This is a genomic window from Saccharopolyspora sp. NPDC000995, assembly GCF_053599315.1.
The window spans coordinates 11,751-27,075 of record NZ_JBSFLZ010000105.1 but is presented as its reverse complement, the minus strand read 5'-3'; the positions used below and the strand labels follow the sequence as shown (position 1 = coordinate 27,075).

Annotated in this window: 12 protein-coding genes; 5 read left to right on the top strand and 7 right to left on the bottom strand. The window is 70.1% G+C overall.

What is annotated here, in order from left to right; translation table 11 throughout:
* Positions 1–522 precede the first annotated feature (522 nt).
* Together ACWDKQ_RS27135 and recA are read right to left on the bottom strand one after the other, a co-directional pair.
* Positions 523–1,029, bottom strand: a complete 507-nt coding sequence (locus ACWDKQ_RS27135) for a regulatory protein RecX (protein ID WP_450141595.1) — start codon at positions 1,027–1,029, stop codon at positions 523–525.
* 139 nt (positions 1,030–1,168) lie between these two features.
* On the bottom strand, positions 1,169–2,209 hold the full coding sequence (gene recA / locus ACWDKQ_RS27130) for a recombinase RecA (RefSeq protein WP_450141594.1): 1,041 nt from the start codon (positions 2,207–2,209) through the stop codon (positions 1,169–1,171).
* Between the two features lie 262 nt (positions 2,210–2,471).
* On the opposite strand from recA, the gene ACWDKQ_RS27125 reads away from it, so the two are divergent.
* Positions 2,472–3,242: a DUF4383 domain-containing protein gene (locus ACWDKQ_RS27125; protein WP_450141593.1), complete on the top strand. Its 771-nt coding sequence runs from the start codon at positions 2,472–2,474 to the stop codon at positions 3,240–3,242.
* Here ACWDKQ_RS27125 and ACWDKQ_RS27120 read toward each other — a convergent pair.
* Entirely contained in the window at positions 3,239–3,433 is a 195-nt protein-coding gene (locus ACWDKQ_RS27120) for a DUF3046 domain-containing protein (protein WP_450141592.1), read from the bottom strand. The genes ACWDKQ_RS27125 and ACWDKQ_RS27120 overlap by 4 nt on opposite strands.
* Here ACWDKQ_RS27120 and ACWDKQ_RS27115 point away from each other — a divergent pair.
* The gene (locus ACWDKQ_RS27115) at positions 3,423–3,599 is read left to right on the top strand and encodes a hypothetical protein (RefSeq protein WP_450141591.1); all 177 of its coding nucleotides are present in this window, start codon (positions 3,423–3,425) and stop codon (positions 3,597–3,599) included. The genes ACWDKQ_RS27120 and ACWDKQ_RS27115 overlap by 11 nt on opposite strands.
* A gap of 5 nt (positions 3,600–3,604) precedes the next feature.
* Here ACWDKQ_RS27115 and ACWDKQ_RS27110 read toward each other — a convergent pair whose 3' ends face one another.
* Positions 3,605–5,431, bottom strand: coding sequence for an Hsp70 family protein (locus tag ACWDKQ_RS27110; protein ID WP_450141590.1), 1,827 nt, complete (start codon positions 5,429–5,431; stop codon positions 3,605–3,607).
* A 264-nt stretch (positions 5,432–5,695) separates the two neighbouring features.
* Between ACWDKQ_RS27110 and ACWDKQ_RS27105 the strand changes: the two genes are divergently transcribed.
* Positions 5,696–10,264: an ATP-dependent helicase gene (locus tag ACWDKQ_RS27105; protein ID WP_450141589.1), complete on the top strand. Its 4,569-nt coding sequence runs from the start codon at positions 5,696–5,698 to the stop codon at positions 10,262–10,264.
* A gap of 599 nt (positions 10,265–10,863) precedes the next feature.
* Complete coding sequence (locus ACWDKQ_RS27100; protein WP_450141588.1) at positions 10,864–11,076, top strand: hypothetical protein; 213 nt, start codon at positions 10,864–10,866, stop codon at positions 11,074–11,076.
* Between the two features lie 255 nt (positions 11,077–11,331).
* Here ACWDKQ_RS27100 and ACWDKQ_RS27095 read toward each other — a convergent pair whose 3' ends face one another.
* Together ACWDKQ_RS27095 and ACWDKQ_RS27090 are read right to left on the bottom strand one after the other, a co-directional pair.
* Positions 11,332–12,102 carry a maleylpyruvate isomerase N-terminal domain-containing protein gene (locus ACWDKQ_RS27095; protein ID WP_450141587.1) on the bottom strand — a complete coding sequence of 257 codons (771 nt, stop codon included), beginning with the start codon at positions 12,100–12,102 and terminating at the stop codon, positions 11,332–11,334.
* Positions 12,099–12,545, bottom strand: a complete 447-nt coding sequence (locus ACWDKQ_RS27090; protein ID WP_450141586.1) for an SAV_6107 family HEPN domain-containing protein — start codon at positions 12,543–12,545, stop codon at positions 12,099–12,101. The genes ACWDKQ_RS27095 and ACWDKQ_RS27090 overlap by 4 nt, the downstream gene beginning before the upstream one ends.
* A gap of 311 nt (positions 12,546–12,856) precedes the next feature.
* Here ACWDKQ_RS27090 and ACWDKQ_RS27085 point away from each other — a divergent pair, with 311 nt between their 5' ends.
* Positions 12,857–13,426, top strand: coding sequence for a GNAT family N-acetyltransferase (locus tag ACWDKQ_RS27085; protein ID WP_450141585.1), 570 nt, complete (start codon positions 12,857–12,859; stop codon positions 13,424–13,426).
* Between the two features lie 203 nt (positions 13,427–13,629).
* Here the strand turns inward: ACWDKQ_RS27085 and ACWDKQ_RS27080 are convergent, their stop codons facing one another.
* Positions 13,630–15,309 carry a DUF885 domain-containing protein gene (locus ACWDKQ_RS27080; RefSeq protein ID WP_450141597.1) on the bottom strand — a complete coding sequence of 560 codons (1,680 nt, stop codon included), beginning with the start codon at positions 15,307–15,309 and terminating at the stop codon, positions 13,630–13,632.
* Positions 15,310–15,325: the final 16 nt, after the last annotated feature.

The following is a 15,325-nucleotide window of genomic DNA, read 5'->3' as shown; positions in this document are numbered from 1 at the left end:
CACCGTTCGGGGCGCTCTCATACTCGGCGACGATCGCCAGCTTGTACTCCGGGCTGAACACCCGCCGCGATGGCCGTGCGGCAGGATCAGGCTGCTGAGCCGGCTGGCCGGGCCTGTCGGATGAAGTGGACACGGCTATCGATCCCGCCCTCGCTCTGGTACCCGGTACTCACACCAGGTGTCTCATCTCATCCTGACAAAGAGGGATCTGCCCACCGTTCGCGGTCGATTTCCTCATAGGAAAAGCTAAATCAGGGCAGTCATCGTCCCTGCGGGAGGCGCGTACGAGCAAGTGCCGACCTCGGCCATGATCTCCATCATGAGGCAGGCATCGGCACGGACTTCCGGATCGGGATACCCATTGGACGAAGCAGAGCGCCGTTGCGGTCCAGCCCCGAGTGATGTGCCGCAACGCTTCTTGCCCGCCATACCTCGGAAAAGCTGAGCGGCCTGTGCACATCGCGCGCCGGACGCTCGAGAGGTCTGCTCGCTCAGCCGGAAACGCAGCCGCGAAGAGGTCGATCACGGGAATTCGAGGTCGGGGTCCGGGGCGTCGGCGCCGGAGCGCTCGATTTCCTCTCGCACCACGCGGAAAGCCAGGCCTTCGGAATAGCCCTTGCGGGCCAGCATGCCCACCAGGCGGCGCGTCTTCGCCGCGTGGTCCAGGTTCGCCATCGTGCGGAGCTTGCGCCGCACCAGTTTCCGCGCCTGCTCGCCCTCCGCATCGCCGTCCACAGCGGACAGCGCCGCTTCAACCACGTGCTCGTCGACACCCTTGCGGCGCAGCTCGAAGCCGAGCGCCTTGCGCCCCAGCCCTTGGCGTCGCTGCCTCGAATGCACCCACTCCTCGGCGAACGAAGCGTCGTCGACCAGGCCCGCGTCGACGAACTTCTGCAGCACCGCGTCCGCGACGTTCTCGTCGATCTCCTTGCGCAGCAAGGCTTGTCGCAACTCCGAGCGGCTACGCGCACGGGCCGCCAGCAGTCGGTACACCGTGTCGCGGGCCAGCTGCTCGGGGCCGTCCGGCATGTACCGTGGCTTCGCGTCCTCCGCCTCGTCCGAGGGACCTCCCGGCGGGGCGTCGTCGGGGACGCGACTCCGTGCACCGCTCCCCCGACGCGTACCGTCACCGTTCATCTGCATTCGACGTCCAGCAGGTTCTCAGCGATCAGAAGTCCACCGGCGCCGGTTCGGCGTTCTCGGCGTCCAGCGTCGCCCCGATGCCGAGCTTCTCCTTGATCCGCTTCTCGATCTCGTTGGCGATGTCCGGGTTCTCCCGCATGAACTTGCGGGCGTTCTCCTTGCCCTGGCCGAGCTGGTCGCCCTCGTAGGTGTACCAGGCACCGGACTTGCGGATGATGCCCTGCTCGACGCCCATGTCGATCAGCGAGCCCTCGCGGCTGATGCCGACGCCGTAGATGATGTCGAACTCCGCCTGCTTGAACGGCGGGGCGACCTTGTTCTTCACCACCTTGACCCGGGTCCGGTTGCCGACCGCATCCGAGCCGTCCTTCAGCGTCTCGATGCGGCGCACGTCCAGGCGCACCGACGAGTAGAACTTCAGCGCCTTGCCGCCGGTGGTGGTCTCCGGCGAGCCGAACATCACGCCGACCTTCTCGCGGAGCTGGTTGATGAAGATCGCGGTGGTCTTGGCGTTGTAGAGCGCGGAGGTCAGCTTGCGCAGCGCCTGGCTCATCAACCGGGCCTGCAGACCCACGTGGCTGTCGCCCATCTCACCCTCGATCTCGGCGCGCGGCACCAGCGCGGCCACCGAGTCGATGACGATGACGTCCAGTGCGCCGGAGCGGATCAGCATGTCCGCGATCTCCAGCGCCTGCTCGCCGGTGTCCGGCTGGGACACCAGCAGCGCGTCGGTGTCCACCCCGATCGCCTTGGCGTACTCCGGGTCCAGCGCGTGCTCGGCGTCGATGAACGCCGCGGTGCCGCCCAGCTTCTGCGCGTTGGCCACGGCGTGCAGCGCCACGGAGGTCTTACCGCTGCTCTCCGGGCCGTAGATCTCCACGATGCGGCCTCGCGGCAGACCGCCGATCCCCAGCGCGACGTCCAGCGAGATGGAACCGGTCGGGATGACCTCGATCGGTGCGCGCGACTCGTCACCGAGCCGCATGACCGACCCTTTGCCGTACTGCTTGTCGATCTGGGCGAGCGCGAGCTCCAGCGCCTTGCCCTTGTCCGGTGTCGCTGCCATCGGGGGTCACCTCAGTCGAGTCGAACTTGGTCGTCGTGTGTCAGATCAGACGCTACGGGCAGGGACCGACAATCGGGCTGTGGGGTATTTCGCCGATTCGGTCCCGTGCGATTCCATCTTAGACGAACGGGTGTTCGATCACCGTCCCGACACGCCAGCTCCACCACCTGATCGTGTGACAGTGCGATCAGCGCGATCGAGGTGGACACTCGGAATAACCCATCGGGTGAACCTGCCGCCCGCTCCGGAGGAGGTGCCGACCATGCGAATGGACCGCTACCTGCCACCCGACCACCCGCTGAGCCGGTTCTACCGGGTCGCGGCCTCCGTCTTCGGTGCCTTCCTGCTGGTCTTCGGCGCGTTCGGGCTGGCCAACCGGGTTCCGCTGTTCACCACCAGCGGCATCGACATCATCGGGCTGTCCAGCAACGGCCTGCTGGCCCTGGTCTCGGTCGTGGTCGGCGTCCTCCTGATCGGCGCCGCGGCCTGGGGCGGGCCGGTCGCCTCCACCACCACCGCCGCCATCGGGGTGCTGTTCTTCCTGTCCGGGCTGATCAACCTGGGCCTGCTGAACACGCCCTGGAACGTGTTCGCCTTCAAGCTGCCGAACGTGGTGTTCAGCCTGATCGCGGGCATGCTGCTGATGTTCTTCGGGTTCTACGGCCGGCTCAGCGGCGGCCTGCCGCAGGACAACCCCTACGTGCGCTACCGGCGCCACGAGCCGCCCGCCCAGGACGTCCCGGATCAGCGGCTGGCCGATGAACGGCGGATCGCCGAGCTCGAACAGATCTGCCGGGCCGAGGTCGCCGTCGCCGAGGGCCACCCAACGCCGGAGCAGCACCGGCTGGTGCAGTCCGAGGCGTATCGGCACATGCAGGAGGAACGGCGCCGGGCCTACCAGCACTACCAGGACGCGGGGCGCACCTCCGAGCAGCAGATCAGCGCGCAGAACCTGTGGGCGGACTTCGAGGTGCCAGAACGCCGACCCGCGCAGCAGCCGACCGCCGAGCCGCAGGAGGGCCCGGAGTCCTAGCGCCGTTCGGCAGGAACTTCGAAGGCTTCGCAAACGGCCTGCCAGACCTCCTTGGCCGACAGCCCGGCTTCCAGGGCCTGGTCAACCGTGCGCCCGCCGAGCGCCGAGAAAACGTGGTCCTGGGCCAGCATCTCGGCGCGGACCCGGCCGAATTCGCCGGCCATGCGTTGGCGGAAAGCTGTGTGGCGCATCGCCCGCAAGCGTACGCGGCGCCCGTATCCTGGTGGTGTGCTGCTCCTGCTGGCCGATCCGACCGGCTTGTCCAGCCCGCTAGGCCAAACGGTGATCGGCGCCGGGTTCCTCGTCGTCATCGCGCTCGCGGTGCGCTTCTTCTGGGAGCACCGCAACCGGCGGTGAGCCGATCAGTCGGTGCCGGGCTGCACCTTCTGCTCGAACTCGTCGGCCATCTTGCCCGGGTCCGGCCTCTTGTCGTCGTTGGGCTTGAGCACCATGCCGACCAGCGGGCGGTTGTCGACGGTGAACACCAAGGTGCCGAAGGTGTCGCTGGTGACCGCGCGGTAGGTGCCGGACAGGCCGTTGCCGCTCCACTCCGCCTCGACCTGCTGGTCGCTGGTCACGCCGTTGAACTCCAGCAGCAGGTCGGCCCGCGTCTGCGCGGCCTCCTGCGAACCCAACTGGGTGTAGATGATCTGGGTGCCCGAGTTGGGGTTGCCGATCGAGCAGGACGCCACGATCCCGTCGAGCTCCCGCAGGCCGGGCACGATCCGCTGCCAGCCGGGCGCGCAATTGGACTGCTCGGGAACGCTGCCGGCCAGATTGGCCATGCAGGCGGTGAAGCCCTTGGGGTCGATGGTGCCGGGCTGCTGGCATTCCGCCGCACTGGAAGTGCCCGACCCGCCGGATAAGCGGAACACGATCGCCACAATCGCGACGATCACCGCGACCGCCGCAATCGCGCCGAGGCCGATCAGCAGGTTGCGCCGCGAGTCGGGCTTGGTGGCGGGCGGCTGGAAGTGGGGTTGCTGCTGCGGCGGCGCGACGGGGTAGGTGCGCACCGTGTCGGGTTCCCGGTACCCGACCTGCGGCTGCCCGGTTTGCGGGACGGCGACCGGGCCCGACGGCGGGTTGTTCCGGAAGTCCTGGGTCCACATCGCCGCCCCGTCTCGGGACACGTGGTGCGCCCCCAGTGCGACGGCGGTCTCCGGCTGGTCGAGGGTGGTCGGCACGATCCGCAGCTGTTCGCCGATAAGACTGGCGACCAGCGGCAGCCGACTGGAGCCGCCCACCAGGTACACCCCGACGAGGTTCTCCGGCCCCATTCCGTTGGAGCGCAGCACCGCGGCCAGCAGCTCGACGCTGCGCAGCATGCTCGGTCGCACCAGCGCTTCCAGCTCCCCGCGGGTGACCAGCACGTCGTCGAAGGGTTCCGGCATTGGTACCTCGGTCTGCGGGTGCCGGGAGAGAGCTTCCTTTGCGGCGCGGACGTCTTCGCGAAGGGCCCGCTGGGCCCGCCGGTCGCCGGTGCTCTCCGGCCGTAGCAGCCCCTGCCAACGTTGCGGGTCCTTATTCGAGACCTGCCGCCCGACGTGCTCCAGCAGCGCCTGGTCGACGTCCAGGCCGCCGAGGTCGGCCAGGCCGTCCTCGGCCAGCACCGCGAACCCGTTCTGGGTGGCGCCCACGATCGCGCAGTCGAAGGTGCCCGCGCCCAGGTCGTAGACGGCCAACGCCTGGCCGGCGCCGAGGGTGCGGTCGGGGAACGACGCGAAGTGCGCGGCGGCGGCCACCGGCTCCGGGACCAGCACCAGGTTGCAGCCGAACCCGGCCAGCCGAGCGGCCGACAGCAGCACGTTGCGGCGGACCGTGCCCCACTGCGCGGGGTGGGTCAGCCGGACCTCGTCGGGCTGGGCGCCGCCGAGCTGCCGGGTGGTCTCCTCGGCGACCCGGTGCAGGACCGCCGCCAGCGCATCGGTGACGGTGATGACGTTCTCGCCGAGCAGCAGGGTGCTCTCGTCCACGCGGCGCTTCGGGTTCGGCTCGAACCTGGACGGGTCGAGCCGCGCCCGGCGTTCGGCGTCGCGGCCGACGATGATCCCGCCTTCCTCGGTGGCGAATACCGCGGACGGCATGGTCGCCGAACCATCCACTTCGACCACCCGTGGTGGCCGACCGTGTGCGGACAGCACCGCGACGGTGTTCGAGGTGCCGAGATCCACTGACAGGACGCGCACCCGTCCCCCTCCCACGCCTGACGTTTCGGGATCGAATGCTGCCACGTTCGAAGCGGCGAATTGCAGAGATCCCCCGCAATGATCCCCCGCACTCGTCTCGGACCACATGCCGTCCACCCCTTGCGGACATTGCGCCGCCGCGCCGATTTTCCGTTGAGACCGCGGCCCAGACCTGTCGGGGCAGCAGCGCCGGGGCGGCGGTGCGCCGGTTGCGACCGAAGCCGCTGTAGACGTGATGTCGGGGCGTTGGTCCAGCATGTAGGGGTGAGCGATGTGCTGGACGGCTTCTCCGCGGCGACCCGCGACTGGTTCCGCGGGGCATTCGCCGCGCCCACCGAAGCGCAGCGCGGGGCGTGGGAGGCGATCGCCGACGGCGAGCACGCGCTGGTCGTCGCGCCGACCGGCTCCGGCAAGACGCTCGCCGCATTCCTCTCCGCACTGGACAAGCTGGCCGTCGAGGGCACGCCCGCCGACGCGAAGCAGCGCTGCCGGGTGCTCTACGTCTCGCCGCTGAAGGCGCTGGCCGTCGACGTGGAGCGCAACCTGCGCGCGCCGCTGGCCGGGATCCGGCAGGCCGCGCAACGCCGGGGCAGCGCCCCACCGGACATCCAGGTCGGCATCCGCACCGGGGACACCCCGGCCGACCAGCGCCGTTCGTTCACCCGCACCCCGCCAGACGTGCTGGTCACCACTCCCGAGTCACTGTTCCTGCTGCTGACCTCGGCGGCTCGGGAATCGCTGCGCGGCGTAGAGACCGTGATCGTCGACGAGGTGCACGCGGTGGCCGGCACCAAACGAGGGGCGCACCTGGCGCTGTCGCTGGAGCGGCTGGACGGTCTGCTGCCGCAGCCGGCGCAGCGCATCGGGCTGTCCGCGACGGTCCGGCCCGTGGAGGAGGTGCGGACGTTCCTGGCCGGTGGCCGGCAGGTGCGCACGATCCAACCCGCGCATCCCAAGGAGGTCGAGGTCCGGGTCGAGGTGCCGGTGCCGGACATGGCCGAGCTGGGCGCGTCGACCGGCGAGGTCGAGGGCCCGGCAGCAGGCGCGGAGCAGCACACGTCGATCTGGCCATCCGTGCAGGAGCGGATCCTGGAGCTGATCCGGCAGCACCGCTCGACCATCGTGTTCACCAACTCGCGGCGGCTGGCCGAGCGGCTCACCGCCGGGATCAACGAGTTCGCCGCGGAGGAACCGGTTGCGCTGGAGCGGTTCCCAGCCGAGGCAGTGGGCGGTTCCGGTATCGGCGGCGGCGCCCCGCCGATCGTCGCCAAGGCGCACCACGGCTCGATGTCAAAGGAACAGCGGACTGTGGTCGAGGAGGAGCTCAAGTCCGGGCGGCTGGCCTGCGTGGTGGCCACGTCGTCGCTGGAGCTGGGCATCGACATGGGCGCGGTGGACTTGGTGATCCAGGTGGAGACGCCGCCGAGCGTTGCCTCCGGGCTGCAGCGCATCGGGCGCGGCGGGCACCAGGTCGGCGCGGTTTCGCGGGGCGTGGTTTTCCCGAAGTTCCGGGGCGATCTCGTCGGTTGCGCGGTGGTGTCCGAGCGGATGGCCGGCGGGCTGATCGAGTCGCTGTCCTTCCCACGCAACCCGCTGGACGTGCTGGCGCAGCACGTCGTGTCGATGGTCGCGATGGACACCTGGCCGGTGCCGGAGCTCGCGGCGCTGCTGCGACGGGCCGCGCCCTACGCGGGGCTTCCGGACTCTGCGCTGCACGCTGTGCTGGACATGCTGGCGGGCCGGTACCCCAGCGAGGAGTTCGGCGAGCTGCGCGCGCGCATCGTGTGGGACCGGGTGAACGACGAACTGCGCGCGCGACCCGGTGCGCAGCGGCTCGCGGTGACCTCCGGCGGCACGATCCCGGACCGGGGGCTGTTCACGGTGACCACGCCAGCAGACGAAGCGGGCAAGGGCGGGGTGCGGGTCGGCGAGCTCGACGAGGAGATGGTCTACGAGTCGCGGGTCGGCGACACCTTCCTGCTCGGCACCTCGGCTTGGCGGGTGGAAGACATCACCCACGACCGGGTCGTGGTGGTGCCAGCGCCTGGCGAGCCGGGCCGGATGCCGTTCTGGAAGGGCGATTCGCCGGGGCGGCCGCTGGAGCTCGGGCGCGCCCTGGGCGCCTTCGTACGGGAGCTGACCGGCGCGGACGCCCCGGCGGCGCGGTCGCGCATCGCGGCGGCCGGGCTGGACGAGTGGGCCCAGGACAACCTGCTGTCCTATTTGGACGAACAGCGGCGGGCGACCCGGCACGTGCCGGACGACCGCACGATCGTGGTGGAGCGGTTCCGCGACGAGCTCGGCGACTGGCGGATGGTGGTGCATTCGCCGTTCGGTGCCAAGGTCAACGGCCCGTGGGCGCTGGCCATCGGGGCTCGGCTCCGGGAGCGGCGCGGGATCGAACCGCAGGTCGCCTCCTCCGACGACGGGATCGTGCTGCGGCTGGCCGATGCGCTGGACGAGTCCGGCGCGGAAGTGCTGCCGAACGCCGAGGACGTGCTGCTTCCGCCGGAAGAAGTCCAGCAGGTGGTGACAGACGAGGTCGGCGGCTCGGCGCTGTTCGCGGCCCGGTTCCGGGAGTGCGCGGCGCGGGCTCTGCTGCTGCCGCGCCGGGATCCGCGCCGCCGCACGCCGTTGTGGCAGCAGCGGCAGCGGGCCGCGCAGTTGCTGGCGGTGGCCGCGCAGTACGAGCAGTTCCCGATCGTGCTGGAGGCGATGCGGGAATGCCTGCAGGACGTCTACGACCTGCCCGGGTTGACCGAGCTGATGTCGCAGGTCGCGGCGCGGAAGGTGCGAGTCGTCGAGGTCGAGACCCCGGTCCCGTCGCCGTTCGCGCGCAGCCTGCTGTTCGGATACATCGGCATGTTCCTGTACGAGACCGATGCGCCGCTGGCGGAACGCCGGTCGGCGGCGTTGAGCCTGGATTCGACGCTGCTGGCGGAGCTGCTCGGTTCGGAGGCGCTGCGGGAGCTGCTCGACCCGGAGGCACTCGACGAGATCGAGCAGCAACTGCAACGGCTCGCCCCGGAACGACAGGCCCGCGACACCGAGTCCACAATGGATATTCTGCATTTCCTGGGAGATCTGACCGTGGGCCAAGCCGAGGCGCGGGGCGTGCAGCCAGAGTGGCTGGCCGAACTGGCCGGACAACGACGAGTGCTGCAGGTCCGCATCGCGGGCGAACAGCGCTGGATTCCGGTCGAGGACGCGGGCAAGGTCCGCGATGCGCTGGGCGTCGCGCTGCCGGTCGGGGTGCCGGAGGCGTTCACCGAGCCGGTCGCCGACCCGCTGGGCGACCTGCTGATCCGCTACGCGCGCTGCCGCGGGCCGTTCACCGCCGATGCAGCAGCGCAGCGGTTCGGGTTGGGCGTGGCCGTCGTCCACGGCGTGCTGGACCGGTTGACCGGCAGCGGGCGGTTGGTCCGCGGCGAGCTTCGGCCGTTGGAGGCCGGCGGTGGCGGGGCGCTGGAGTACTGCGATGCCGAAGTGCTGCGGCGGCTGCGCCGGGCATCGCTGGCGCGGCTTCGCGCGGAGGTCGAGCCCGTCGAACCGGCTGCGTTGGGCCGTTTCCTGCCTGCGTGGCAAGGCATCGGAGCCCGGTTGCGCTCCGTACCCACGGTGGACGACGTGTACGCCGTGGTCGAGCAGCTGGCGGGGGCGCCGGTTCCGGCGAGCGGGTTGGAGTCGTTGATCCTGCCCGCCCGACTGCCCGGCTACTCCCCCGCGCTGCTCGACGAACTGACCGCCACCGGTGAGGTCACCTGGGTCGGCTCCGGCTCCCTGGCCGGCGGTGACGGCTGGATCGCGTTGGCGCCCACCGATGTCGCCGACCTGCTGCTTCCGGACTTGCCGGAGGAGTCCGCCGCCGATTCGCCGCTGCACCGCGCTGTCGTGTCCGCATTGGACGGTGGCGCGTTGTTCTTCCGCCAGCTGGCTGATCGTGCGGGAGCCCTGCTGGTGGAGCGGGGCGAGTCCGCGCCCGCCGACGACGCGGTCACTTCGGCTTTGTGGGATCTGGTCTGGTCCGGCATGGCGACGAACGACACCCTGGCACCGTTGCGGGCTTTGGTTTCCGGCCGCGGCGCGGCGCACAAGCCACGCCGGAGCGCACCGCGCGGCCGCTATGCGCGGTTGCGCACAGGCCGCCCGTCGATGCCCAGCCGCAGTGGCCCACCCACTGTGTCCGGACGTTGGTCGCTGGCACCGCAACCGTCGGGCGACCCGACCCGTCGAGCGCACGCGCGGGCCGAGGCCTTCCTGGAGCGGCACGGAGTGCTGACGCGCGGAGCACTGGACATCGAGCGCGTCATGGGCGGGTTTTCCGCCGTATACAAGGTTCTTCGCGCTATGGAGGAATCCGGTCGCTGCCGACGTGGGTATGTCATCGAGGGCCTCGGCGCCGCGCAGTTCGCGGTGCCCGGTGCGATCGACCGCCTGCGTGCCTTGTCCCGCGAGGACAGCGACGGGGACGCGGTGGTGCTGGCCGCTGCCGATCCCGCGCAGCCTTACGGGGGCCCGCTGGAATGGCCTGCGGTGATGGGCGAAACCCGGCATCGACCGGGCCGCAAGGCCGGCGCGCTCGTGGTACTCGTGTCCGGCGCAGCCGTGTTCTACGTCGAACGCGGCGGGAAGTCGTTGCTGTCGTTCACCGACGACGAATCCGCCCTGCGCAGCGCGGCGGCCGGGCTGGCCCGGGTGGTCCGGGACGGCTGGCTGGAGCAGCTGGCGGTCCAACGCGCCGACGGCGAAGGCGCTTGGGGGTCCCGCCTGGCCGAAGTGCTCACCGAAGCGGGATTCCGAGCCACGCCCAAGGGCCTCCGGCTTCGTGCCTGAGACGGGCCTCAGGCCCGCGGCTCACGTGTCGTTGGATCAGCTCCCCGGCCTGCGCGGCGACAGCAAGCTCCCCTGCCCCGCCGGGATGAAGAGACCCTGCTGGCTAATTCCGCGAGGGGCTGGTTTCACCGCGGGAGTGGTCCGGTTCTGCCTCGCCAACCCGTGTGCGGTGGACGGCCTGTTCGCTTCGGTAGACGACACGAACGGTCCGTCCGCTTCACGCCCGCACCTTCCCAAACAGCCCCACACCGCGCCGAAATTAACCAGCAGGGTCTGACGAGCATCCAAAACGGGTGGTCCACACGGCCTGAGCGTGCTCACGTGCGCAGTCAGGAACTCAAGACTCCGATGCCTAACGGGGACGCGACTTGCAAGACCGGCCGGCCTGCGCAGTCACCATCACCGGCATGGCCAAGCGGGCCCTGACGAAGGCGGAGCCGGGTTCATCGAGCTCACTTCGCTGCCTTCAGCGCAATTGAACGCGACCAGCTGACCGCACTGCTGGGCATACTCCTGGATGTCGCGTGAATCCGATGACGTCGTGCGACTTCGGATCCGTTGCCCGCACAAACCCGGCCGCCCAGGCAAGATAAGGTTTGATGATCTGGATTCAGTTCGCCGGAGCGCTGCTCGGCGGCGGGCTTTCGCTGCGCTGGCTCTTGCGGCAGGACAACGCAGAGCGCGGCTTCTGGCGCATTTTTGGCGTGGTCAGCACGTCCGCCATGGTCGCGGTTGGTGTGTTCTTCGCGACTTTCGCGCTGGTCGCAGTGTTGCTGGGACTGGTTTGGGTAATCCTCGGCGTAGTTACTTAAACGGCTTGGCGCAAGGGATTCACCTTGGACCGACGCCGGATGGACGGCAAGCGCGCGAGCGCGTCGTCGGGGCCGAGCCTCGCCCCAACCCGAAGCTGGCCCGGTTTCGCGGCTTTCGTGGAAGCGGCGGCATGGACGGGAATTTACCGTCGAAGCGACACCCGCACATGTCGAACCCAGTCATGCCGCCGACTCGACCGACGTGCCACGGCGCGAAGCCGGTCGCACACCCACGACCGGCCGCGAACGGCGTGCTCAGCGGGTGGCCAACTGCAGCAGGCCCCACAGCTGTGCGATCGCGTCGAGATCGCCGCTGGTCTCCACGGCGCGATCGGGCAGCCGACCCCACATCCAGAGATAGACGGCGGGCGCATCGCCGCCGACGACCGCGTCGGGCGTCGCGGTCGACACGTCGTCCGAGCTCACCACCGCGGTCCCGTTCTGGTCTGCGGTGACCAGCCAATTCCGGCCCTCCACGAACACCCCGACCGAACAGGCGCGCGTCGCGGTGATGCCGAGCGCGTGCAACCGGTAGCCGAACCACAGCCGCAGCACTTCGTCGATGCCATCGGTCGCCACGTCGGGCTCGATCGGCGTCGGTAGCACCCCCGCGGCGGCCTGCACGTCCACCCGGTGCACCGTCGTGGCGTGCAGCATCCGACGCAGCCAGAACCGCACGGTGTGCTGCTCCGGCCACCACGTCGGGCACGGATCGCGCGGCGGCCGGGCGCTGAACTCGGCGAGCAGATCCGCCAACCGGACGGCGAACCGGCCGGTCACCTCGCGCAACTCGGGCTGGTCCGGCAGGTCCCAGCGCCGCTCCACCGCGGACGAGCCCAGCCAGGACAGCGTGTCCTCGCACAGATCGCCCAGGTGCCGGATGGTCTGCCCCAAGGTCCTCCCGGACGCGCCCCACACCGGCGCGTGGACGTGCGCGTCGTGGGTCGCCGCGGTGAGCAGCTGGGCCTCGATGCCGAGCAGGTCCAGCATCCGCCCGTAGTCGAGCCCCACTTCAGTACCGTTCATCGAGCCACCCCCAACAGGCTCCGCCCCACGATGTCGAGGAATTCCCGGCTGCGCGCCAGAAGGTTGTCGGCGTCCAGCCAGGTGATGGTGGGCACCCCGGCCTCCGCCGCGGCCCGCCGGTCCGAGCGCGCCGCGAAGTACGCCGCCCACTCCCGCAGCTCGGGAGCGGCCCCTGTCAGCAACGTCCACACGCTGGCAGGACGACCGTTCTCCGGCCGACAGGAGCGCGCCACGACGACCGCGGTCGCCGCGCGTAACGCGGCCACGTGCGCGGCGACATACCGCTCCCCCGGGCGGTCCGCCTCCTCCGCCTGGTGTAAGCACGTCCGCGCGTTGAGCAGCAACGACAGGGAGCTGGCTGGCGTCTCGGCCTCTGGTGTCGGTTCGTGGTGCTCCACGGAACGCCGCGGAGCAGGAATCGAGAGTTCAGTGGAAAAAGACATCGGCAGTCTCCTCTGCACGACGAAGCCGTCCACGCCTGCCGGAGCCGGCAGGTCCGGCGGCGGGGTGCTTCCCCCACCCCACCGCCGGACTCGATGTACGAACTGGAGTTCATCGAACTCGAGTTCGAACACCTACAGATTAGCTCGCCCCACCGACGGACTCAAGCAATGCGCCGTAGCTCACCCTGTTCGAGGCATGACCAGCCAAGATGATCACCCGAGTGGCCGAATCCGGCACCCGGTGAGGCCGCCTCGGCGGCAGGATCGGCCGCGAGAAGGACCGCGCGCTGGGAAGGCGTTAGTGTTCGGCCGTGACCGCCGCGCCATCCCCCAGCTTCGATCGGATCACCGAGCTGACCACGGACCAGCTCCGGGCTCGGCTCCCCGAGGCCCTGCAGATCTACGTGACCGCGATGAACTACCCACCCGCGACCGCCCAGCAGCGCGCCCCGATGTGGTCGGCGCACATGCTGCGCGCTGGATGGCGGTGCGTCGGCGCGTTCAACGACCGCGATGAGCTCGTCGGCCTCGGCTACGGCTACCTGGGCGCCCCCGGGCAGTGGTGGCACGAGCAAGTCCGCCGCGGCCTGCTCAGCAGCGGTGGCGATACCGGAGCCTGGTTGGACGACTACTTCGAACTGACCGAGCTGCACGTCTACCCGGGCAGCCAGGGCGTCGGCCTCGGCGAGGAGATCCTGCGCCGCCTGCTCGCCGGGGCGCAGGGCAGCAAGGTACTGCTGTCAACGCCGGAAGGTCCGACCCGAGCCTGGCGCCTGTACCGCCGCGTCGGCTTCGGGGACGTCCTGCGCAACTACCGCTTCACGGGCGACCCGCGGCCCTTCGCGGTCCTGGGCCGCTCCCTCCCCCTCGAACCCCGCTGACCACGACGCCCGCTTCGATCAGCCGTTGCGTTCGCGACGTTGGCACTGCGCGAAATCGGCACCCCGCACCCCCAATCGGGCGCTAACCAAGCGGGTCCAGGCTCAGGTTCAGCCACCCGCGTCGCGGAGTCGCGAGGTAACTGAAAAACAGGCGAGGGGCACCGTGACGACGGCAATCGGTCGCGGGTGCCCCGCACCCATGATCACAGCAGCGCTAGCTGCTCGCGGAGGGTGTCGAGGCCCATGCCGCCCATTTTCAGCGCCTGCGTGTGGAACTCCTTCATGTCGAACGCCGCGCCGTGGCGCTGCCTGGCGTCTTCGCGGGCCGCCCGCCAGAGGCGCTCGCCGAGCTTGTAGGACGGCGCCTGGCCCGGCCAGCCCAGGTAGCGGTCGATCTCGTCGCGTACCTGCGCCGGGTCGGTGATGGTCCGGCTCAGCATGAACTCCAGGCCCAGCTCCGGGGTCCAGCGCTCGCCCTCGTGGAAACCGGTGCCCGCCGGGATCTCCAGCTCCAGGTGCATGCCGATGTCGACCACCACGCGCGCCGCGCGGAAGAGCTGGTCGTTTAGCATGCCGAGCAGGTCCCCGTCGTCTTCGAGGTAGCCGAGCTCGCGCATCAGGCGTTCGGCGTACAGCGCCCAGCCCTCGCCGTGCCCCGAGACGAAGCAGGCCAGGCGCTGGAACTTGTTGAGCCGCTGCGCCTCGTGCACCGCGGTCGCGACCTGCAGGTGATGCCCGGGCACCCCCTCGTGGTACACAGTGGACACTTCACGCCAGGTGGGAAAGTCCTGCCGGTCGGCGGGCACCGACCACCACATCCGGCCGGGCCGGGAGAAGTCGTCGGTCGGGCCGGTGTAGTAGGCGCCGACGCCGCCGCCCGGCGGGGCGATCTTGCACTCCAGCCGCATCAGCGGGTCCGGGATCTCGAAGTGGGTGCCGCGCAGGTCGTGCAGCGCCTGGTCGGACAACCGCTGCATCCACGCCTCGAACCGGTCCTGCCCGTGCACCTGGTAACGGGGGTCCGCGTCCAGCACCGCCGCGGCCTCGGCGAGCGTCGCTCCCGGCCTGATCCGGTTCGCGATCTGCTTCATCTCCGCTTCGATGCCGGAGAACTCCTGCCAGCCCCACTCGTAAGCCTCTTGCAGGTCGAGGCGGGCACCGGTGAAGTATCGGGACCACAACCGGTAGCGCTGCTCGCCGACGGCGTCCTTCTCCGGTGCCTTCGGCAGCAGCTCGCCGCGCAAGAAGTCGGCCAGCCCGGCGAAGGCTTCGGCGGCCGATCCGGCCGCGGTGTCGAGGTCGCGGCGCAGCGACTCGTCCACACCTTCGGCCCGCGCGACCATCGCCGCGAAGAACGACTGCCCGCCGCGCCCGGACCACGTGTCGCACTGCTCCGCGACCTTGCTGACCTGCCGGGCCGCCGAAACGTTGCCGTCGACGGCCGCCGCCAGCAGCCCGGCGCGCACGCCCAGCACCGCTTCGGGCATCACCGACAGGCGGCGGGCGATCGTGCGCCACTGCTCCGGGGTGTCGGTCGGCATCAGGTCGAAGACCTGCCGGAGGCCCTGCACCGGGCTGGCGATCACGTTCAGCGCCGCCATGTCCGCGCCGACCTCGTGCAGCTCCAGGTCCAGGCCGATCCGCTCGGCGAACACTGCTTGCGCGATCCGCTCCGAGTCATCGGCCGGCTCGGCCGCCTGCACCGCGGCCAGGCTGCGGCGGGCGAGTTCCGCGCGGGCCCGGTACCCGTCCGGCGAGTAGTCGGTCAGTTCTTCTTCCCGATCGGGTACACCCATGTAAGTTCCGGCGACCGGATCGAGCGAGACCAGCTCGGTGACGAACCGGTCGCTGATCTCGTGCACGCCGTTGTGGTCAACTCCCATGCCCGCCACGCTATCG